The organism is Limnohabitans sp. Rim47 (assembly GCF_001517545.1).
GTDB lineage: Bacteria > Pseudomonadota > Gammaproteobacteria > Burkholderiales > Burkholderiaceae_C > Limnohabitans_A.
In genome coordinates this window covers 551,928-572,780 of record NZ_FBYA01000002.1, presented here as the reverse complement: position 1 = coordinate 572,780, position 20,853 = coordinate 551,928, and the positions used below count along the sequence as shown (strand labels likewise).

The 20,853-nt window shown below is 61.5% G+C and carries 21 protein-coding genes; 9 read left to right on the top strand and 12 right to left on the bottom strand.

The genetic code is table 11. The features are described 5' to 3' along the window. The first annotated feature begins 81 nt into the window (after positions 1-81). Together BN3544_RS07675 and BN3544_RS07670 are read left to right on the top strand one after the other, a co-directional pair. Positions 82-1,758: an AMP-binding protein gene (locus tag BN3544_RS07675; RefSeq protein WP_026036805.1), complete on the top strand. Its 1,677-nt coding sequence runs from the start codon at positions 82-84 to the stop codon at positions 1,756-1,758. A gap of 51 nt (positions 1,759-1,809) precedes the next feature. After that, positions 1,810-2,205, top strand: coding sequence for a RidA family protein (locus tag BN3544_RS07670; protein WP_019430837.1), 396 nt, complete (start codon positions 1,810-1,812; stop codon positions 2,203-2,205). 63 nt (positions 2,206-2,268) lie between these two features. Here the strand turns inward: BN3544_RS07670 and BN3544_RS07665 are convergent, their stop codons facing one another. Then, positions 2,269-2,703 carry a MarR family winged helix-turn-helix transcriptional regulator gene (locus BN3544_RS07665; protein WP_019430836.1) on the bottom strand — a complete coding sequence of 145 codons (435 nt, stop codon included), beginning with the start codon at positions 2,701-2,703 and terminating at the stop codon, positions 2,269-2,271. Next, positions 2,700-3,248, bottom strand: coding sequence for a flavin reductase family protein (locus BN3544_RS07660; protein ID WP_019430835.1), 549 nt, complete (start codon positions 3,246-3,248; stop codon positions 2,700-2,702). The genes BN3544_RS07665 and BN3544_RS07660 overlap by 4 nt, the downstream gene beginning before the upstream one ends. A gap of 98 nt (positions 3,249-3,346) precedes the next feature. Between BN3544_RS07660 and BN3544_RS07655 the strand changes: the two genes are divergently transcribed. From BN3544_RS07655 to BN3544_RS07630, 6 genes are all read left to right on the top strand, one after another. After that, positions 3,347-4,432 carry a 2,5-dihydroxypyridine 5,6-dioxygenase NicX family protein gene (locus BN3544_RS07655; RefSeq protein ID WP_019430834.1) on the top strand — a complete coding sequence of 362 codons (1,086 nt, stop codon included), beginning with the start codon at positions 3,347-3,349 and terminating at the stop codon, positions 4,430-4,432. Beyond that, positions 4,429-5,226 (top strand): alpha/beta fold hydrolase, encoded by a 798-nt coding sequence (locus BN3544_RS07650; protein ID WP_019430833.1) that lies wholly within the window; start codon positions 4,429-4,431, stop codon positions 5,224-5,226. Before BN3544_RS07655 ends, BN3544_RS07650 begins: the two co-directional genes overlap by 4 nt. Beyond that, a complete protein-coding gene (locus BN3544_RS07645; protein WP_019430832.1) occupies positions 5,223-6,491 on the top strand; it encodes an acyl-CoA dehydrogenase family protein in 1,269 nt (422 codons plus the stop codon). The genes BN3544_RS07650 and BN3544_RS07645 overlap by 4 nt, the downstream gene beginning before the upstream one ends. After that, entirely contained in the window at positions 6,491-8,065 is a 1,575-nt protein-coding gene (locus BN3544_RS07640) for a class I adenylate-forming enzyme family protein (RefSeq protein ID WP_155820555.1), read from the top strand. Before BN3544_RS07645 ends, BN3544_RS07640 begins: the two co-directional genes overlap by 1 nt. A 140-nt stretch (positions 8,066-8,205) precedes the next feature. Beyond that, on the top strand, positions 8,206-9,171 hold the full coding sequence (locus BN3544_RS07635) for a Bug family tripartite tricarboxylate transporter substrate binding protein (RefSeq protein ID WP_050999118.1): 966 nt from the start codon (positions 8,206-8,208) through the stop codon (positions 9,169-9,171). Beyond that, a complete protein-coding gene (locus tag BN3544_RS07630; RefSeq protein ID WP_019430829.1) occupies positions 9,171-10,142 on the top strand; it encodes an alpha/beta fold hydrolase in 972 nt (323 codons plus the stop codon). The genes BN3544_RS07635 and BN3544_RS07630 overlap by 1 nt, the downstream gene beginning before the upstream one ends. Positions 10,143-10,349: 207 nt before the next feature. Here the strand turns inward: BN3544_RS07630 and BN3544_RS07625 are convergent, their stop codons facing one another. From BN3544_RS07625 to argS, 9 genes are all read right to left on the bottom strand, one after another. Further along, positions 10,350-11,126: a UPF0149 family protein gene (locus BN3544_RS07625; protein WP_019430828.1), complete on the bottom strand. Its 777-nt coding sequence runs from the start codon at positions 11,124-11,126 to the stop codon at positions 10,350-10,352. A 56-nt stretch (positions 11,127-11,182) separates the two neighbouring features. Beyond that, on the bottom strand, positions 11,183-11,674 hold the full coding sequence (locus BN3544_RS07620) for a PIN domain-containing protein (protein WP_081499403.1): 492 nt from the start codon (positions 11,672-11,674) through the stop codon (positions 11,183-11,185). Next, positions 11,671-13,011 carry a THUMP domain-containing class I SAM-dependent RNA methyltransferase gene (locus tag BN3544_RS07615; RefSeq protein WP_026036803.1) on the bottom strand — a complete coding sequence of 447 codons (1,341 nt, stop codon included), beginning with the start codon at positions 13,009-13,011 and terminating at the stop codon, positions 11,671-11,673. Before BN3544_RS07615 ends, BN3544_RS07620 begins: the two co-directional genes overlap by 4 nt. A 10-nt stretch (positions 13,012-13,021) precedes the next feature. Further along, on the bottom strand, positions 13,022-14,563 hold the full coding sequence (locus tag BN3544_RS07610) for an RNA polymerase factor sigma-54 (protein WP_019430825.1): 1,542 nt from the start codon (positions 14,561-14,563) through the stop codon (positions 13,022-13,024). 37 nt (positions 14,564-14,600) lie between these two features. Then, positions 14,601-15,359, bottom strand: a complete 759-nt coding sequence (gene lptB, locus BN3544_RS07605) for an LPS export ABC transporter ATP-binding protein (RefSeq protein ID WP_019430824.1) — start codon at positions 15,357-15,359, stop codon at positions 14,601-14,603. Continuing rightward, positions 15,356-15,985: a lipopolysaccharide transport periplasmic protein LptA gene (gene lptA, locus BN3544_RS07600; RefSeq protein WP_019430823.1), complete on the bottom strand. Its 630-nt coding sequence runs from the start codon at positions 15,983-15,985 to the stop codon at positions 15,356-15,358. The genes lptB and lptA overlap by 4 nt, the downstream gene beginning before the upstream one ends. 140 nt (positions 15,986-16,125) lie before the next feature. Then, complete coding sequence (locus BN3544_RS07595; RefSeq protein ID WP_019430822.1) at positions 16,126-16,800, bottom strand: thiol:disulfide interchange protein DsbA/DsbL; 675 nt, start codon at positions 16,798-16,800, stop codon at positions 16,126-16,128. Between the two features lie 37 nt (positions 16,801-16,837). After that, on the bottom strand, positions 16,838-17,515 hold the full coding sequence (locus BN3544_RS07590; RefSeq protein WP_019430821.1) for an SPOR domain-containing protein: 678 nt from the start codon (positions 17,513-17,515) through the stop codon (positions 16,838-16,840). A gap of 14 nt (positions 17,516-17,529) precedes the next feature. After that, on the bottom strand, positions 17,530-19,227 hold the full coding sequence (gene argS, locus BN3544_RS07585; protein ID WP_019430820.1) for an arginine--tRNA ligase: 1,698 nt from the start codon (positions 19,225-19,227) through the stop codon (positions 17,530-17,532). 188 nt (positions 19,228-19,415) lie between these two features. Here argS and BN3544_RS07580 point away from each other — a divergent pair, with 188 nt between their 5' ends. Continuing rightward, a complete protein-coding gene (locus tag BN3544_RS07580; RefSeq protein WP_019430819.1) occupies positions 19,416-19,790 on the top strand; it encodes a PsiF family protein in 375 nt (124 codons plus the stop codon). Between the two features lie 105 nt (positions 19,791-19,895). Here BN3544_RS07580 and BN3544_RS07575 read toward each other — a convergent pair whose 3' ends face one another. Next, entirely contained in the window at positions 19,896-20,822 is a 927-nt protein-coding gene (locus tag BN3544_RS07575; protein WP_019430818.1) for a LysR family transcriptional regulator, read from the bottom strand. Positions 20,823-20,853 lie beyond the last annotated feature (31 nt).

Sequence of the window (20,853 nt, the reverse complement as noted above, 5' to 3'; positions counted from 1 at the left end):
CAGAAATCGGCCCCCGCCCCCAGGTCTTTCAACAGCATGGTGCAACAAGCTCAGTCAAGAAGAAAAACGGAGACAGACAACATGACGAACTGGAACCAGTTATTGCCCAGCAGCCACACCGACACGTTTGCGCGCGACCGACTGCCGCCCAAAGACCAACTGCCCGTGTTCATCGCCGACCGGCCTGAGCTGAACTATCCGGATGTGCTGAACTGCGCGGTGGAACTGGTGGATCTGCATGTGCAGGCGGGCCGAGGCGACCGCATGGCGCTGCATGGCGTGAGTGATTTCAACACGGGCGCTGGCGACTTCAGCTGGACCTATGCGCAGTTGCAAGACAAGAGCAAACGCATCGCCCAAGTTCTGACCCAGGACATGGGTCTCGTGCCTGGCAACCGCATTTTGCTGCGCGGCGGCAACAGCCCCATGATGGCGGCTTGCTTGCTGGGCGCGCTCAAGGCGGGCATGGTGGCGGTGCCCACCATGCCGCTGCTGCGTGCAGGCGAGCTGGCGCAAATCATCGACAAAGCGCAGGTCAGCGCCGCGCTGTGCGACAGCCTGCTGGCCGATGAACTGCAGCACTGCATGACGCCCGGTCACCCCAGCCACACGGCCAGCTTGCAGCAGCTGGTGCAGTTCCGCAGCGATGCCGCCGATGGCCTGGAGCACCGCATGGCCCGGCAGAGTGGCGCGTACACCCCGCACCCGACCAGCCGCGACGACGTGTGCCTGATCGCCTTTACCAGCGGCACCACCGGCAAGCCCAAGGGCACCATGCACTTTCACCGCGATGTGCTGGCCATGTGCGATTTGTTCCCGCGCCACATCTTGCGCATGGGTGAAAACGATGTGGTGTGCGGCACGCCGCCCATTGCCTTCACCTTCGGGCTGGGGGGGCTTCTGGCGTTCCCGCTGCGCTATGGTGCCAGCACCGTGCTGCTGGAAAAGCACACGCCAGACAGCTTGCTGCAAACCATTGCCAAGTACCGCGCCACGCAGTGCTACACCGCCCCCACCATGTACCGCCAGATGGCCCCTTTGGCCGCGCAGCACGACCTGCGCAGCTTGACGCACCCCGTCTCGGCGGGTGAAGCCTTGCCCGACGCCACCCGCCAGTTGTGGAAGCAGGCCACGGGCCTTGAGATGACCGATGGCATTGGTGGCACCGAAGTGATCCACATCTACATCTCCAGCGCAGGCCAACAGGTGCGTGCCGGCAGCATTGGCCAAGTGGTGCCCGGTTACGAGGCGCAAATCGTGGACGACGACATGCAGCCTGTGCCACCGGGCAGCGTGGGGCGCCTGGCTGTGCGTGGCCCCACCGGCTGCAAATACTTGGCCGACCCGCGCCAGCGAGACTATGTGAAAGACGGTTGGAACTTGCCCGGTGACACCTTCGTCATGGATGCCGATGGCTACTTCAGCTACCAGGCGCGCAACGACGACATGATCATCTCGGCCGGCTACAACATCGCTGGCCCTGAGGTCGAGGGTGCTTTGCTGCAACACCCTGCCGTGGCCGAGTGCGGAGTGGTGGGCATGCCCGATGAAGACCGAGGCCAGATCGTGCACGCTTGTGTGGTGCTCAAACCCGGCCACATAGGCGATGCCGCCATGGAAAAAGCCTTGCAGGAACACGTCAAGCAAAGCATCGCCCCCTTCAAGTACCCGCGCAAGGTGGTCTTCATGGAGGCCTTGCCCCGCACCGAAACCGGCAAGCTGCAACGCTTCAAGTTGCGACAAATCTCAAGCCACTGATTTTGCGGGGCCGGCCTTTCGCTCAGCCCCCACTGAACCCAAGGAAACCACATGTTCAATGTTTTGCAACCCGAAGGATGGGCTCCCGCCAAAGGCTATGCCAACGGCATCGAAGCGCGTGGCCGCATGGTGTTTGTGGCCGGCATGATCGGCTGGAACGGGCAAGCCCAGTTCGAGACCGATGACTTTGTCGCGCAATGCCGCCAGGCCTTGCAAAACATCGTCGACACACTGGCCTGTGCTGGTGCTGGCCCCCAACACATGGCCCGCATGACTTGGTACGTCAAAGACAAAAAAGAATACCTGGCCCGTGGCCGCGAATTGGGCAAGGTTTACCAAGAGGTCATTGGCAAAAACTACCCCGCCATGACGCTGGTGCAGGTGGCTGATTTGGTGGAAGACCGTGCGTTGGTGGAGATTGAAGTGACTGCGGTTGTGCCGGAATAGCGCTTTTGCTGCGGCCCGTGTTGGGGCTAAAGCCGCCGATCTGCCCATCAACGTGCTGCTTTCTCATCCTCGCAGCGTAATCAGCCGTTCCAGTGCCCGCTTGAGTTGATCGACTTCGGGCGCACCGATGTCGGCCGTGACCTGCGCTTCATGCGCCTGCGCCTGGGCCAGCAAGGGTTTGACTTTGCGTCGACCCGCAGGCGTCAGGCTCACCAAGGATTGGCGTTTGTCGTGCGGTGCATCGCAGCGTTGCACCCAACCGGATTCTTCCATGCGCCCGACCAATTTGGTCACGGTCGGTTGCTTGGCCAAAACGATGTCGACCAACTCGCCCACACTCAAACTGTCTTTGCCCGACAAGCTTGCCATGACGCGCCACTCCATCAGGGAGAGGCCGCTGGCCTCGACCACGGCGTGGAACTCGCTCGAAATCAAATGGCTGGCGCGTGCCAACAAATAGGCCAGGTAGTCGTCAACAAAGCCTGCTGAGTTGCTCATGCCAGTGGCGTGGTGGTGCTGAACTGACCGCCCTGGTAAACGAGTGGGGCCTGGCCCTCGCTGAAACCGCAGCGTTCTACTTCGCCCACAAAAATCACATGGTCACCTTCTTCGTGGCGGCTGCGGTTGTGGCATTCAAACCAGGCCAGAGCGCCTTTCAAAATGGGCAGTCCGGCTTGCCCCAGGGTGTAGGCGGTGTCGGCAAACCGGTCGCCTTTGCCGTAGGCAAAGCGATTGCACAAGTCGAGCTGGTCTGCGGCCAGCACATTCACCACATAGTGCGTGCCCGCATGGAACAGCGGCAAGCTGCTGGCCCGGTGGCCCAAGCTCCACAGCACGAGCGGCGGCGTGAGCGACACCGAATTGAACGAGCTGGCCGTGATGCCCACAAAGCCGCTGCTGGCCGATTCCCCTTTTTGTGCGCCGGGCGCAAAGGTGGTGATGACGGTCACGCCTGTGGCAAAGCGCGACAGGGCCTGCCTGAAATGAGGCGTTTCAAAGTCAGGGCTCAGCGGCTGAATGGACGGCGGTAGGTTAGGGCGCATAGGGTCATTATGGATGAATTTATATGAATATTCATATAAACTGTTTGGCAAGAGGTGGGGTGCGTCGTGCACCCTGTCCGTCAGTTCAGGAGGTCTTCATGTTGGTGGAAAAGATCGAACACAAATGGTTGGCGGCGTTTGTCCGCACCTTCACTTTGTGCAAAGTGCAGCCCGGCGAAGTGGTGGCCATTTTGGCCGAAACCCAGTCGCGGCGCGTGAACGTCGACCTTGCCCGTCTGGCCTTGGAAAGCATGGGGGCCAAGGTGTTCGAATTGACGCTCACCACGCCCGCGCTGACCGCGCCTGCGCCCGTCCGGTCCACCGGAGCCAGCGACGCCATTGCGCAGCTCAGCCCGGTGGTGGCCGCGCTGGCCCGTGCCGATATGGTGGTTGATTGCACGGTGGAGGGCTTGCTGCACGCGCCCGAGTTACCGACCATCATGAAAGGCGTTGACGGGCACATGCCTCGCTTGCTGATGGTGTCCAACGAGCACCCTGAAATATTGGAGCGCACCGTGCCCGACCCGGCGCTCGAAGGCGTGGTGCGTTCGGCCATGAAGAAGCTGCGCAGCGCACAGCAAATGCACGTCACGTCTGCCGCTGGCACCGACCTGCGTGTGAATCTGAAACAGGGCGACAAGCAAGCCGTGGTCGGCGGCGTGTGGGGCTTTTGCCCCAAGCCGGGCATGGTCTCGCACTGGCCTGCGGGCCTGGCGCTGGCCTTCCCGGCGGCGGGCAGTGTCAATGGCACCTTGGTCATGGCCCCCGGCGATGTGAACCTGACCTTCAAAAGCTATTTGCGAGACACGATCCGCCTGTCGGTCGAAAACGACAGCGTGATTCAGATCGAGGGCGAAGGAGTGGATGTGGACATGATGCGCGGCTACTGGAAAGCCTGGGAAGACGCAGAGGGCCACCGCGCCGCCTATGCGGTCTCGCATGTGGGCTTTGGCCTGAACCCGGCCGCGCGTTGGGATGCCATGGCTTTTTATGACAAGCGCGACTGCAATGGCACCGAGCTGCGTGCTTTTGCGGGCAACTTTTTGTATTCGACCGGGGCCAACGAAGTCGCGGGCCGCCACACGCTGGGTCACTTTGATTTGCCCATGCGCGGTTGCACCATCCGGCTCGATGACACGGTGGTGGTCGATGCGGGCCAAGTCGTGAGCGCGGCGCTGGCATGAATGCACCTGCATTCACCGATGTGGGCCAGCCCACACAGCCCGCCGTGGTGTTCTTGCATGGCGTGGGCGGTGGCAGGTACGGCTGGGCAGCGCAGCAAGCGCATGTGGCCGCAATGGGCTGGCGCAGTCTGGCCTGGGACATGCCGGGTTATGGCGACAGCGACATGGTCAGCCCGTATGACTTTGCCCACTTGGCGCAATCCTTGTGGTCCATGCTGGACGCTGCCGGTATTCAACAAGCGGTCTTGGTCGGCCACAGCATGGGGGCCATGGTGGCCTTGCAGGCCTGGACTCAGGCGCCCCAGCGCATCCGAGGCCTGCTGCTGGCGGCCAGCAGCCCGGCCTTTGGCCACAGCGACGGCGATTTCCAAAAGCATTTTTTGGCGCAACGCATGGCCCCTTTGGACGCCGGCAAAACCATGGGCGACATTGCAGACAAGCTGATCCCCAGCATGGCCGCACCCGGTGGCGATGCCGCCCACGTCATTCCTGACAAGCTCAAGTCGGCGCACCACAGCATGTCTGCCGTGCCGCCCGCCACCTACCGCGCCGCCTTGCATGCGCTGGTGCAATTTGAGCAACGTGCCGCTTTGCCCACCCTCAGCGTGCCGGTGTTGTGTTTGGCCGCAGAGCACGACCGCACCGCGTCGCCCGCCGTGATGGAACGCATGGCGCAAAAGATCCCTGGTGCGCGTTATGCCTGCTTGGCTGGCGCAGGGCACTTGCTGCACTGCGAACAGCCCACGGCATTCAACGCCGAACTGGAACAATTTCTGAAGGACGTGAAACCATGAGTGCAGAGCAAGACAAAACCCCGTCAATCGCCATGCCGATCTGTGGCGACGACTATCCCCTGACCGATCAACAACAAAAGCTGATGGCCTTGGCCCGTCAGCTGGGCCGCGACAAATTCGCCCCGCGTGCCGCCCAGCTCGACCGCGATGCACAGTTCCCCTTTGCCAACTACGACGACATGCGCGATGCAGGTTTGTTGGCGCTGTGCGTGCCCGAAGCGCATGGCGGTCACGGTGCCGACTACGCCACCTACGCCATGGTGTCTGCCGAAATCGGGCGCTACTGTGGCGCCACCGCGCTCACCTTCAACATGCATGTCTGCACCATGCTTTGGAGCGGCTTGTTGTCTGAAGACCTGGAGATGACACCTGAGCAACGCGCCATTCACCGCACGCACCAGGCCACACACTTTGCCCGCGTGGTGAAAGATGGGGCGATTTATGCGCAGCCTTTCTCAGAGGGCGGTGCAGCAGCGTCTGGTGCTCAGCCTTTTGGCACCATCGCCGTCAAGGTCGAGGGCGGCTGGAAGATCAATGGCAAAAAAATCTTCGCCTCGCTGTCGGATGCGGCTGACTTTTTTGGCGTGCTGTGCACCGAGAAGAAAGAGGGCACCGACCTCTCGCGCCGCGACACCTTGTACCTGGCCGTGCCGCGCACCGCGCCGGGCCTCACGGTGGAGGGCGACTGGGACCCGCTGGGCATGCGTGCCACGGTGTCGCGCAACCTGCTGTTCAAAGACGTGTTCGTGCCCGACGACGCGGCGCTCATGCCGCAGGGCCTGTACTTCCAGGCCGCCAGCCGTTGGCCGCACATGTTCATGACCCTCTCGCCCACTTACATGGGCATTGCGCAGGCCGCATACGACTTCACGGTGGCCTATTTGCGAGGCGAGATTGCGGGCACTGGCCCCATCAAGCGCCGCCAGTTTGCGACCAAGCAGATCGCCGTGGCCGAGATGTTCATCAAGCTCGAACAAACCCGCAACCTGTTTTTGCGCGCCATCGAAGATGCCAAGGTCGAGCCCAGCAAATCCGCCCGACTGCGGGCTTATGCGGCCCAGTACACCATCATGGAAAACGCGCAAGACATCGCCCGCTTGGCCATCCGCACCTGCGGCGGTCAGTCCATGCTCAAAAGCCTGCCGCTGGAGCGCCTGTACCGCGATGCACGCTGCGGCTCGCTCATGCTGCCCTGGACGGCCGAGCTGTGCCTGGACCGCATCGGCCGTGAAGCCTTGTACGAAGCTGGCGAAAAAGACGAATGATGTCGGGCCACGAGACCAGCCCCATCGCGGCCCGATTTGCGCAACTGGCGCAAACGCATGGCGCACAGGCGGCCATGACTTTTCGGGGTGACGCGCGCAAGCCTGACGGCACTTTGGCCTATGACTTCGCCAAGTTCTGGCGTCGTGTCGAACGCGTCACCGCGCACTTGCAGTCCACCTGGGGCGTGCAAAGCGGTGAGCGAGTGGCTTGGTTGGGCTTTAACCACGAGTTGCAACTGGTCACGTTGGTGGCCTGTGCCCGATTGGGGGCGATTTTTTTGCCGCTCAATTTTCGCTTGGCGGTGCCCGAGTTGCAGCAAGTCATGCAGGACGCCCAGCCGCGCCTGTTGGTGCACGACACCCACCATGCCGACACGGCCCAGGCCTTGCAAGCCCCTGCTTTACAGCACACCCAGCATGACACGCTGATTGCCACCGCATCGCCACGCGCACTGCCACGCGCACTGCCACGACACGAAGTGCACAGTGACATGCCCTTGCTCTTGGTCTACACCTCGGGTACCACGGGCGAACCCAAAGGGGCCGTGCACACGCAAGCCGCTCTGATGGCCAATGCCCGTGCCAGTGCATGGGCGCATGACTTTCGCCGTGCGGGGGCGAACCCCAATGTGCCCGGCGACAAGTTGCTGTCCACGCTGCCCATGTTCCATGTGGGGGGGCTGTGCATCCAGACCTTGCCCGCCTTGCTGTCGGGCGTGGAGGTGGTGCTGCACACGCGCTTTGACCCCTCGGCCTGGCTGGATGAAATGGCCATCAGCCAACCCACGTTGTCGCTGTTGGTGCCCGCCACCATGCGTGCGCTGTTTGATCACCCGCGCTGGGCCAGCACATCGCTGGCCTGTTTGCGCGGCATCATGACCGGTTCGTCCACTGTGCCTGTGGCCTACCTCGAAACGCTGCACGCACGCGGTGTGCCGGTGGGTCAGGTGTATGGCACCACAGAGACGGGCCCTGTGTCCATCGTGCTGCGACTGCCAGACGCTGTGGCCCGCGTGGGTGCTTCGGGTTGGCCGCAGCCCGAGGCGCAGGTCAAACTGATCGACACACGGTGCCAAGAAGTCGGCCCCGGTGAGACGGGTGAAGTCTGCGTCCGCGCTCCTAACCTCATGCGCGGCTACTGGCATCTGAAAGGGCAAAGCGGCGTGGGTCTGCAAGACGGCTGGTTCCACTCCGGCGACCTCGGTCAGCGTGCGCCGGACGGCTGCATCACCATCGTGGGGCGCAGCAAAGACATGGTGATTTCGGGCGGCGAAAACATCTACCCTGCAGAAATCGAAAACCAGCTCGTGACCCTGCCGGGCGTCGCCGAATGCGCCGTGGTCGGCCTGGCCGATGTCCGTTGGGGCGAGGTGCCGGTGGCTGTGTTGGTGCGCAGCGCCGATGCGTTGGGGCAAGGGCTCACGCCCGAAGCGGTGCTGTTGCACTTGCAAAGCCGCATCGCCCGCTTCAAGTTGCCACGGCGAGTGGTCTTCATGGCCAGCTTGCCCAAAAGCGCTTTGGGCAAAGTGCTAAAGCCCGCCCTGCAGGCCCTTTTGACCGGGACAAACCCTTAAAACAGGCCCTTTTCTTCGCCTGTGCGACAGTGTATCAGAGGGTGAGTGGCATCATGTTTTGCACACATTGCCAGGAGACAAACATGGTTCATTTTTCAAGCAAGCTCTCAAATTCCCTCACCCGCCGCCCCGTCTTGGGCATGGCCGCTGCGGTGTTGTTGTCAACCACCTCGATGGCTTGGGCGCAAACCGCCTGGCCCAACAAGCCCGTCAAGATCGTTGTGCCCTTCGCACCCGGCGGCACCACAGACATCTTGGCCCGAGCCATCGCGCCCGACCTGAGCAAAGTCTTTGGCCAGTCCTTTGTGATCGAGAACAAAGGCGGTGCGGGTGGCAATCTGGGCGCCGATCAAGTGGCCAAATCGGCTGGCGACGGCTACACGCTGCTCATGGGCACCGTGGGCACGCACGGCATCAACCGCGCCCTTTACAACAAGCTGCCCTATGACCCCATCAAAGACTTCGCGCCCATCACCTTGGTCGCTGGCGTGCCCAATGTCATGGTGGTCAACGCCGATAAGGCGGCGGCCAACAAGATCAACAGCGTCAACGATTTCATCAAGTACGCCCGCGCCAACCCCGGCAAACTGAACATGGCCTCTAGCGGCAATGGCACCTCGATCCATTTGGCGGGTGAGCTGTTCAAGTCGCAAACCGGCACCTTCATGGCGCACATTCCTTACCGGGGCTCCGGCCCGGCCTTGCTCGATTTGGCGGGCGGCAGCATGGACGTCATGTTCGACAACTTGCCCTCGGCCATGGCACTCATCAAGGCGGGCAAAATCAAAGCGCTGGCCGTGACCAGTGGCCAGCGATCAGCGGCCATGCCTGACTTGCCCACCGTGGAAGAAGCGGCGGGCCTCAAAGGCTTTGAAGCCAGCAGCTGGTTTGGCTTGCTGGCCCCCGCAGGCACGCCCCCTGATGTGGTCAACCGCATCCAGCAAGAAGTGGCCAAGTCATTGGCCAGCCCCGCCATGAAAGAGCGCCTGACCACCCTGGGTGCCATCCCCAGCGGCAACACGCCTGCGCAGTTTGCGGCGCTGATTGCCGCAGAGCACATGAAATGGGCCGAAGTGGTTAAGGCCTCGGGTGCCAAGGTCGACTGATGAACTGGTTTGACGGCTTCGAGCGGCAAACGCTCACGGTGGCGGGCTTGCCTGTGTGTTTTCGGCGCACGGCCGATTGGGCAGCGCAAGCGCACTTGCCCGTGCTGATTTTGTTGCACGGCTTTCCGCAAACCCATGTCATGTGGCACCGCGTCGCGCAGCGTTTGGGCGGTCGCTATCGACTGGTGATGCCCGACCTGCGCGGTTATGGCGATTCGTCACACGCTGTGGGCGATGCGCAGCACCTGCACTACAGCAAACGTGCCATGGCGCAAGAAGTGGTGGGCTTGCTCGACGCTTTGGGTGTGGTCGACTTTTTCTTGTGCGGCCACGACCGGGGCGGTCGCGTGGCGCACCGCTTGGCGCTGGACCATGCCGACCGCGTGAAAAAGTTGTGCGTGATCGACATCGCGCCCACTTTCGACATGTACAGCGGCCATTGGGGAAAAACGCCTGAAGTCGCAGGCCCGGTGGCCGACCCCTACTTTACTTTTGCGCAGGCCTATTACCACTGGTTTCATCTGACGCAGCCCGCGCCCTTGCCCGAGTTCATGATCGGTGGCAACCCCAAGGCTTATCTGCACGCCAAGCTGGGCGGCTGGGGCAGTCAAGGGCTGGGCTATATAGAGCCCGAAGCGCTGGCCGAATACGAGCGCGCTTTTTGCAACCCGGCGCTGAACGACCAAGGCTGGTCAGCCGCCATCCACAGTGCCGCCGAAGACTACCGAGCCAGCGCAGGCATTGACTTGCAGCACGACCGCGAGGGCCGCGAGCACGGCGACAAAATCGCTTGCGACACCTTGGTCTTGTGGGGCGAGCGGGGCGTGGTCAACCGCATGTTCAAGCCGGTTGCGCTGTGGCAAGCGCAATGTGTTGGGCGTGTCAGTGGCCAGATCATGCCTTCGGGGCACTTCATTCCCGAAGAGCTGCCCGAGGCGACCAGCGACGCGCTGGCGCAGTGGATGGTTTGAGCTCATTCGCCATCCCTGACTTGCTCGGGGGTCCATGCCTTCGTCGGTCATGGATACCCGCCTTCGCGGGTATGACATCTGTCTTTTGTCCCCCCAACTAAGCATCTGCCCCCCAACTAAGCATCTGTCATCTCGACTAAGCTTCTGTCATCCCGACTGAGCTTCTGTCATCCCGGACTTGATCCGGGATCTAGCGTTGCTTCTGACTCAAGCCCCGCAGCACTTTTTGTATTTTTTGCCGCTGCCGCACGAGCACGCATCGTTGCGGCCGGGCGTGGCGGCTTTGATGACCTGTGTCACACGCGGGCCGATGTTGCGCCAGATCTCACGCAGGTCATACACCGCCCACAGCGCTTCGCCATAGGCGTTCAGGCGGTTTTCGCTCACGCTGGGTGGGCCGTCTTCTGACAGGGCCGACAAGGTGGGTACATCGGTGTCGTCTTCGGTCAAGGCCACGATGGCTTCGAGCGACAAGTCGTGCCACTTGGCGGCGTCTTTGTCTTTGGGGGTGGCCCATTCATCGGCCCAGTTTTCCACCGCGAACATGAATCCCAGCGCCCACACCTGGGCAAATGAGGGGATCTCGCCGTCTTCGATTTCTTCACGCTCTTCGGGGGGCAGCGAAGCGATCGCGCCACGCACGTCCATCACCTCAGGCGCATAGGCCTTGTCGTCGTCCAGTGCTTCGACCGGGGTGTCGAGAGCCAGCTTGATCTCGTCAAAACGGCGCTGCCACAAAGCCATGAACTGCTGGCGCTGGACGTCGTCAGCAAAGCTGCCGCCTTCTGCATCGTCTGGGTCAATGCCCAACAGCATGGGCAGCCACTCGTCTTCGGGAATGGCGCGTCGGCTACAGACCAAGGCGGCCATGAAGCCCTCACAAAATTCCCACTGCGGTGTTTCTTCAAAACGCTCGCGCAGGTCGTCCAAGATGTTGTCCAGGGTGTCAAAGTCTTCGGCTTCCAAGCCAGCGGTCGTGTTCATGGTGTGTTCCTTTTGCAATGCAAGGATTGTAGGAGGCGCGTTGGCTGGCGACGGGTTCAGGGCGTGGCCGGGTTCATCACCACACCGCAGCGTTCAAGGCGTTTTTTCATGCAGAGCACTTGTGCGTCTTTGCTGTGCAAGGCGGCGGTGTGGGTCACGGCCAGGTCGATGAACATTTGGTCGTCGGGGTCTTTGCAGACGTACTCTGCTTTGGGCGCATCGGGGTGCAGCTGCGCCCAGCGGTCAAAGTGGCCGAGCACGGTGTCAGCGGGGATTTGGCGGTGCGTGAGGCGTTTGACGATTTGCGGGTAAGCCAGCACGCGGGCCAGTTCCTCGCGCATGGCGGCGGTGGCCAGCCAGTGTGTGCGGCCTGTCTCGACGCTCACGCGCAGCGCTTCGGCCTTGGGTTCGTCAAACACCCACAGGTCGAGCACGATGTTGGTGTCCAGCACGCGGCGTGACGGGGTTTGAACCCCCTCTGCGCTCGGACCCTCACTCAGAATTGTGCCGACCTCAAGGTTCAATACAGCGCCCCGCTCCAAATTCATGACGTAGACGTTTCCGATGTGTCGGGGCCTGAGGTGAGCGTTGGGCTGTTGCTGCCATCGCTTGGTGTGCGCTTCAAGCTGCCTTTGATCATGTCAAAGCGGAACAGGCGGCATTCGATGGGGCCGTTCCACATGGGCACGCGGCGCGATTCTTTCAGGCGCATTTTGCTGGGCAGCTTCAGGTCGGGCGTGAGCATCCAGGCGCTCCAGCCGCTGTAGTTTTTCTTCCAGTGGCTGGCCAGTTGGGCGAAGAAGTCGACGCTGTCGTCGCCGTCATTGGTCTGCGCGGTTTCGCGGTGGTGGCTTTGGTCGGCTGCTCGGGTGCTTGAACGCGCATCGGCCAAGGCCCCGGGCTGGAAGCTGTCACGCCCACGACCGGCCACACCGGCAGCTGCAATGCGCTCGCCATAGGGCGGGTTGAGCAGCATGACGCCCGGGGTCTCGCTGGGCGGCATGCGTTGCAGCGCGTCACCACCCCGGAACTCGATCACGCCCGACACGCCTGCGCGCTCGGCATTGCGCTCGGCAAAGTCGACCATTCGGAAAGCCACGTCGCTGCCAAAAATGGGCGCAGTGGGTTCGTGCTCGTGGTCGCGGGCTTCTTCGATCAAGCCTTGCCAGACATGGTTTTGGAAGGGCAGCAATTTCTCGAAGCCAAAGCGGCGTTGCAAACCAGGGGCGATGCCGCAGGCGATTTGCGCCGCCTCAATCGGGATCGTGCCGCTGCCGCAGCAGGGGTCGTACAAAGGCACGGTGGCGTCCCAGCCACTGGCCGCAATCATGGCCGCAGCCAGGGTTTCCTTCAGCGGGGCATCGCCCTTGTCGGTGCGCCAGCCGCGCTTGAACAGCGGTTCGCCCGAGGTGTCGATGTAGAGCGTGAGGGTTTCGGGCGTGACGTGGGCATAAATGCGCACATCGGGCCAGCTGGTGTCCACGTTCGGGCGCTCGCCGCGCTTGGCGCGAAAGCGGTCGGCCACCGCGTCTTTGATTTTGAGGGCGGCAAAGTTCAGGCTGGTCAGCGGGCTGTGTTGCGCGGTGATGTCGATCTTGAAGGTTTGCTTGGGCGTGAACCAGATTTCCCAGGCCACTTCGCTGGCGGCTTGGTACAGGTCGTTTTCGTTGCGGTAGTCGGTGACTGACAGCTGAACCAGCACGCGCTGGGTCAAGCGACTGTGCAGGTTGATGCGCATCGCGTCGCGCCAAGAGGCGCGGGCCATCACACCGCCGCGTCCGGTCATCAGGTCGTTGCCGGTCAGGCCCGTGATGGCGTGCACCTCGTCGGCTAAAAAGCCCTCAACGCCAGCGGCGCAAGGCATGAACAGGTTCAATGAATTCACTCGAATACTCTCAAAGGGTTTTGCGCAGGTTCGCAGGCGCGATCTTCAGGGCTTCGCGGTATTTGGCCACCGTGCGGCGTGCGCAGTCGATGCCTTGCTCTTTCAGCATTTCTGAAATTTGGTTGTCCGACAGGGGCTTGGCGGGTTTTTCGGCCGCCACAAACTGCTTGATCAGCGCGCGCACAGCCGTGCTCGATGCCGCGCTGCCACTGTCGGTGCCCAGGCCCGAGCCAAAGAAATACTTCAGCTCAAATGTGCCTTGCGGCGTGGACATGTATTTGGCCGTGGTCACGCGGCTGATGGTGGACTCGTGCATGCCCAACTCGTCGGCGATCTCGCGCAGCACCAGCGGGCGCATGGCCAGCTCGCCGTGCGTGAGGAAGTTCTTTTGCCGCTCCACGATGGCAGTTGACACGCGCAAGATGGTGTCAAAACGCTGCTGGATGTTTTTGATGAACCAGCGCGCTTCTTGCAGGCGCTGCTGCAAACCGGCATGCGATGAACCCTTGCTGCCGCGCAAGGCGTTGGCATAAATGTCGTGCACGCGCAGCTTGGGCATCACATCGGGGTTGAGTTGGATGCGGAATTTGGGCGTGGCCGTTTTGCTGGTGTTCACCACCAGCACGTCGGGGATGATGATGTTCTGTTCGGCTTGGGCGAAGGGGCGGCCCGGTTTGGGTTCAAGTCGGGCGATGAAGGGGATGGCGGCTTTGACCACGGCCTCGTCCAGACCACAGGCCACGGCCAGGCGTTTGTAGTCGCGCTTGGCCAGCATCTCCAGCGGTTGCGCGCATACGGCCAGAGCGGCTTGGGCGACCTCGTCGTCTGGCGCGTCCTTGAGCCATGCCTTGATCTGGATGCGCATGCACTCGGCCAGATCGCGCGCGCCCACACCCACGGGCTCGAGCGATTGCAGCAAACCCAGCGCCACGGTGAAGCGGTGGACCAGTTCGTCCAGTTGTTCAAAGTCGTCGCTGCCCGCCAAGCTGGCGGCCAATTCAGGCAGGGCGTCGGTCAGGTAGCCATCGTCGTTGAGCGACTCGATCAAAAAGCGCAGGGCCGCACGGTCGATCTCGGACAGGCGCAGCGACAAGGCCTGGCGGTGCAAAAAGTCGGTGAGTGAGCCGCTGCTGCGGGCCAGGTCGATGGCGTCGGCGGTTTCTTCGCCATTGTTTTGGCGCGGTCCGGCATCGCCGCCCCATTCGCTGTCGTCGGGGCGCATGTCCACGCTGCCGTCGCCGTCCCAGCTTTCGGCCACATCGGTCACTGCTTCGTCGCTGCTTTCGCTGGCGCTGTCGTCGCTGCTGCTGGACGTGCTGGCGCTTTCGCTCACCCGGTCGCCCAGGCTGACGCGGGTGTCGGTTTGGTCCAGGCCAAAGGCCTCGGAGGCCGCTTCTTCTTCGCTGCGCTCAAGAAATGGGTTTTCGTCCAGCATCTGGTCGACTTCTTGCGACAGCTCCAGTGTGGACAGTTGCAGCAGGCGGATCGATTGTTGCAACTGGGGCGTGAGCGCCAGGTGCTGGGACATGCGCAGCGACAGACCGGGTTTCATGGCTGTGCTTTCATGGCGTGGACCTTGGGTTTGCTCATCACATCCGGAAGTGTTCGCCCAGGTACACGCGTCGCACCTCGGCGTTGGACACGATCTCGTCAGGGGTGCCCGCCGCTAGCACACGGCCCTCGCTGATGATGTAGGCGTGGTCGCAAATGCCCAAGGTTTCGCGCACGTTGTGGTCGGTGATCAGCACTCCGATGCCGCGTTGCTTGAGGAAGGCGATGATGCGCTGGATCTCGATCACGGCGATCGGGTCAATGCCGGCAAAGGGCTCGTCCAACAAGATGAAACGCGGGTCGGTGGCCAAGGCGCGGGCAATTTCGACGCGGCGGCGTTCGCCCCCTGACAGCGCGACAGCAGGGGAATCGCGCAGGTGATCGACGCGCAGGTCGGCCAGCAGCTCGCTCAGGCGTTGTTCAATGTCGGTCGATGAGAGTGCATGACCCTGCGCGTCGGTTTGCAGCTCCAGAATGGCGCGCACGTTGTCAGCCACCGACAGTTTGCGAAAAATCGAGGCCTCTTGCGGCAGATACGACAGGCCCATTCGCGAGCGCTTGTGAATGGGCATGCGCGTGACGTCTTGCCCATCGATCATGATTTGGCCGCCATCACCACGCACCAAGCCCACGATCATGTAAAAGGAGGTGGTTTTGCCTGCGCCGTTGGGGCCGAGCAAACCCACCACTTCGCCCTTGTCTACTTGCACTGACACGTCGTGCACCACTTTGCGGCTGCCATAAGCCTTTTTCAGGTGGTGCGCTTCCAGTCGGCTGGGCACGAGTGGTTCACTCATGGTTTTTTACTTTCGCCTGTGTTGGGGCTGATCCGCAAAGCAGGGATGGCCGTTGTCGGAGCGAGAGGCGTTGTTGCAGGGCTTGTTTTTCTGGGCGTCAGCACGGCGCGTACGCGCTGATCGCGCGGGTCCGAGGTTGGGGTGCTTTTGGGCAGACCGTCCACAGTCATGACTTCGGTGATGTTGTTAAAAATGATTTTTTGACCATTGAGTTGGTCGGCCAAAACGGTGCCGCGCAAAATCCGGACCTCTGCCCGCTGAATCAGCGTCACCTCATCGGCCTGGCTGTCATAGATGGCCATTTCGCCTTCACCTTCGGTGAATTCGTCGACGCCTTCGCGTTTTTGCCGAAAGAAGACGCGTTCGTTCGGTGCGGCCCAAACGTGCGCCACTTGCTGGCCGTTTTTGTCTTGCTGCACGTCCATGCGATCGCCGCGCAAAACCATGGTGCCTTTGAACGCCACCACCTTGCCTGTGAAATGGGTGAGCAGTTTGATTTCGTCGTGGCGCATGGCATCCGCCTCAATCAGCATGGGCTTGTCGCGGTCGGCTTTTTCGGCCCACACAGGCGTGCAAAACACACAGAGCGCTGCGGCGACGAGGCTGATGGCACGGAGAATTGTCATGGGGCATGAATCTTGCTGGTGACGAATTTTGATTGTAGTTGCAAGAGTGGGCAGATCGGCCTTGCAGAGCACGCCAAGGCATAAAAAAGCCCGCTCTGGTGGCTCACCGGCGGGCTTGGGTTGGGGKTGTTGGCGCAGATTCAGCTTTTGGGCTTGGCGGCTGGCGTGCTGGTTTGGGCAGGGCGCGATTGGGCGATCAAGGATTCGGTGATTTTCAAGGCGCGGTCCATGCCGCCAGCCAGGCTGCCGTCAATGTAATAACGACCCGCCACGCCCAATGACGGCACACCTTCCACCTTGAAGTCGTTTTGCAACTGGACGGCACGCTTGAGCTTGCTGGCCACGCCAAATGACTTGTAGATTTCGTTGAATTTGACTTTGTCCACGCCCTGCTGTTCTGCCCAGGCCAGCACGCTGGCATCGGTGTTCAGGGCCAACTTGCCCACATGGATCGCCGCAAACACCTTGGGGTGGAGCGTGTCCAGCAAATTCATGGCTTCGATGGTGAAAAACAGGCGCTGCTGCGGCGCAAAGTCTTCGCGGAACGAGACGGGAATGCGGCGCACCACCACGTCTTTCGGGGCATTTTTGACCCATTGGGCAAATGTCGGTTCAAACGCGTTGCAGTGCGAGCAGCTGTACCAGAAGAACTCGATGACTTCGACCTTGCCTGTGCCTGTTTCAGTGGCCACAGGGCGGTCCAGCGTCAGGAAGTCTTTGCCTGACTTGAACAGGGCGGCTTGAGCCCAAGCGGCAGAGGTGCCGAGCCAGGCAGCGGCAGTGACCAAGGCAGTAGAGAAGAAACGGCGGTCCATGTGTGGGTTCCTCATGACTCTTAAGTAAGGTGTGGGTTCAGCGCTGAACACGCACCAGCGTGTTGTCAATGCCACCGCTTTCCAGGCGGGTGCGAATTTTTTCAGCGGCAGTTTTGTCTGCAAAGGGCCCCAAGCGTACACGGAACACGGTGCGCCCGGCTTGATCCCGTTCAGAGACCTTCGCGTCCAGGCCCATCATGGCCAGTTTGGCTTTTTGGGCGTCGGCATCGTTGCTGGTTCGGTAAGCGCCCACCTGAATGACGTAATCAAACGGATCGGCGCTGGTGCTGGCAGCCGCAGGGGTAGACAGGCCGGATTTGGTTTTGGCCAAATCCCCCAAAGGGTCGGCCGTGACCGCTTGGCGTTGCTCGGTCTTGGGCGCTTCTGTCGCGCTTTTGCCGGTTCCGACGGGGTTGGCTTTGTCTGCGGCCGTGTTGGCGGCTGGCACAGACGGTGACTGTGGCGCAGCAGGCGTTGCGGGTGGTGTAGGGACTTCAGCAGGTGCTTTGGGCTGCAACACACCGTTCGGATTCCAGTCCTTGTTTTTCGCGGTCTCCTGCACGTCCTGGTCGTTGGTGCGAGTCTGGTTTTTGTTGGAAAAAGGGGTCGGCACTTTGGTCACGTAAATGGCCACGGCCAATGCCACGCCCAAGCCCAGCACCAGTCCAATGATGAAACCGAGGAAAGTACCGCCGCGTTGGGGGTGGAGTTGCATGTTGTGATCCCTGTTTACATTTTTTGCGGAGCCGATACGCCCAGCACTTTGAGGCCATTGCGCAGCACCTGTGCCGTAGCCGCTACCAGCGCCAAGCGGGCTTTTTTGACGGCTTCGTCGTCCACCAAAATGCGTTCGGCGTCGTAGTAGCTGTGGTACAGCGAGGCCAAATCGCGCAGATAAAACGTCACATCGTGCGGCGCAAAGTCGTTGGCGGCCGCCGTCAGCATTTCGGGGTATTTGGCCAAGGCCAGCATCAGCGCGTGGGCCTGCGGGCTTTGCAGTGGCGACAAATCGACCTTGGCCAGTGTGGCGGGGTCGCCACCGTCTTTGTCTTTCCATGCGGCCAGAACCGAGCAGATGCGGGCGTGGGCATATTGCACGTAGTACACCGGGTTGTCGTTGTTTTGCGCCAGGGCCAGGTCGATGTCGAAGATGTATTCGGTGTCGGGCTTGCGTGACAGCAAGAAGAAACGCACAGCGTCTTTGCTGGTCCACTCGATCAGGTCGCGCAGCGTAACGTAGCTGCCCGCACGCTTGGAGATCTTGACCTCTTCGCCGCCGCGCATCACGCGCACCATGGTGTGCAGCACGTAGTCAGGATAGCCCTCGGGGATGCCCACATCGGCCGCTTGCAAGCCTGCACGTACGCGGGCAATGGTGCCGTGGTGGTCGGTGCCTTGAATGTTGACTACACGGCCAAAACCGCGCTCCCACTTGGTGATGTGGTAGGCCACATCGGGCACAAAGTAGGTGTAACTGCCGTCGCCTTTGCGCATGACGCGGTCTTTGTCGTCGCCGTAATCGGTGGATTTGAGCCACAGCGCGCCATCTTGTTCGTAGGTCTTGCCCGCATCGCGCAGTTTTTGCACGGCAGCGTCGACCTTGCCGCTGGTGTACAGGCTCGACTCCAAATAGTAGTTGTCGAACTTGACGTCAAAGGCCTTCAAGTCCAGGTCTTGTTCGTGGCGCAGGTAGGCCACGGCGAACTGGCGCATGCCGTCCAGGTCATTCACATCGCCGCTGCCCGTGAACTCACGGTCATCGGACTTGACGGTCTTTTGGGCCAGAAAATCGTTGGCGATGTCTTGGATGTAGTCGCCGTTGTAAGCCGGTGCATTTTCGCCACTGGGCCACTCGGCATCGCCTGGCTTGAAGCCCTTGGCGCGCAATTGGGTGGAGTTGGCCAGGGTGCCAATTTGCACACCCGCGTCGTTGTAATAAAACTCGCGGTAGACCTGTTGGCCTTGTGTGGCGAGCAAATTGCAAATAGCGTCGCCCAAAGCCGCTTGGCGGCCGTGGCCCACGTGCAGCGGGCCAGTGGGGTTGGCCGAGACGAATTCGACCAGCACCTTGTTGGGCTGGGCAGCTTGGTCGCCAAAGCATTCGGCCGCTTGCAAAACCTCGTGCACCACCGCTTGTTTGGCCGCGTCTTTCAGGCGAATGTTGATGAAACCCGGGCCAGCGATCTCGATGGCCTCGACCCAACGCTCGAAAGCAGGTGTGCTCAACAAGGCGGTGCGCAGAGTTTCGGACAGTTGACGTGGGTTTTGCTTGAGGGCTTTGGCCAGCTGCATGGCGGCTGTGCAGGCCAGGTCGCCGTGGGCGGCCACTTTGGGCGATTCAAAGGCCGCACGCGCACCCGCGCCGGTTTGGAGTTTTTCAAGCTCGGTGGCCAGGGCCGTGAGCAAATGTTGTTTGGCTAAGAGCATAGGGCACGATTTTACGGGGCTGGGCCAGGGATCACGCGGAGGACAAGCTTGCGGGGCGTATTTAAGTGCAGCAAATTACAGTTGGTCACAACTGGCGTCAACAGTGGTGGGCTTTTGAGCGTTAATTAAAGACCTGCACCTCTGTGTAGGCTTTTTTGACTGTTGATCATTTTTTTGGGAGTTCATTCATGCGTCATTCCATCTCTATCGCTGCACTCGGTTTTGCCTTGATTTCTGGCGTGGCTTTTGCGGCTGACCCTGTCAAGCCAGCGGCCGCTGCTGCGCCCGTGGCTGCTGTTGCCGCTCCTGCGGCCGCTGCTGCCATGCCTGCGACGCCAGCCGCTCCTGCGGCTGATAAAACCCCACAACAAAGCAAAATGGCCATGTGCAACAAAGACGCCGATGGCAAAAAGGGCGATGAGCGCAAAGCCTTCATGAAGACTTGCTTGAGCGCCAAAAAGCCTGCTACCCAGCAAAGCAAGATGAAAACCTGCAACACCGAAGCCTCGGGTAAAAAAGGCGACGAACGCAAGGCCTTCATGTCTGAATGCCTGAAGAAGTGATGTCACTGGTTCGGTGAACCTAGCGGTTCACCCGTTCAGACAGTAAAAAGCCCGGGCATGCCCGGGCTTTTTTGTGGTCCTGAGGTGCTCAAGTCGCCGAGCGACTCAGTCTGACGCGGTTTGCCAATAGCCGGGTTGCGCGTAGTGGCGTTTCAGGTAGTCAATCCACAGCCGCACCCGCAATGGCAGGTGCTTGCGCTGGGGAAACACCACAAAAATTCCGTTCGGGGACGCGGCAAAGTCTTCCAGCACAGCCACCAACTGGCCCGACTGGATTTCGCTTTCGACTTCCCAGGTGCTGCGCCACGCTATGCCATAACCTGCCAGGCACCAGTCGTGTAACACCTGCCCATCTGAGCAGTCCAGTGGCCCGCCAGGGCGCAGGTGCACCACGTCGTGGCCGCTGTCGGCTGGGGTGCGAAAAGCCCAACCCCGGGTTTGTGAGGCGTCGCTCGACAATGTCAGGCAGTCGTGTTGCAGCAAGTCTGACGGCTGCAAAGGCGTGCCGCGCCGCGCCAAATAGGCCGGGGTGGCCACGCACAGGCGGCGGTTGTCGGCCATGCGCACGCTCACCAGCGACGAGTCGGGCAGGTCGCCCACCCGCACCGCGCAATCAAAGCCCTCGGCGGCCAAGTCCACCACCCGGTCGCTCAGGTTCAGCGAGATCGACACATCGGGATGCAGTTCGCGAAAACGCGGCACCAGCGGGGCCACATGGCGACGACCAAACCCGGCCGGTGCGGTGATGCGCAAATGCCCGCTGGCCTTCACGCCGCCAGCCGAGACACTGGCCTCGGCATTGGCCACTTCAGAGAGCAGGCGCTGACAATCTTCTAGAAAAGCACTGCCTTCGTGGGTGAGCGTGATGCGGCGCGTGGTGCGCACCAGCAGCTTCACGCCCAGGTTTTCTTCCAGCGCATCGAGTCGCCTGCCAATGATGGCCGGGGCCACGCCCTCAGCCCGGGCTGCAGCAGTCAGGCTGCCTTTGGTGGCAACCGCGACAAAGGTTTCGAAGGCTTTGAACTTGTCCATGCGGCCCGATTATGCGGGTTCAGGGTTGCAA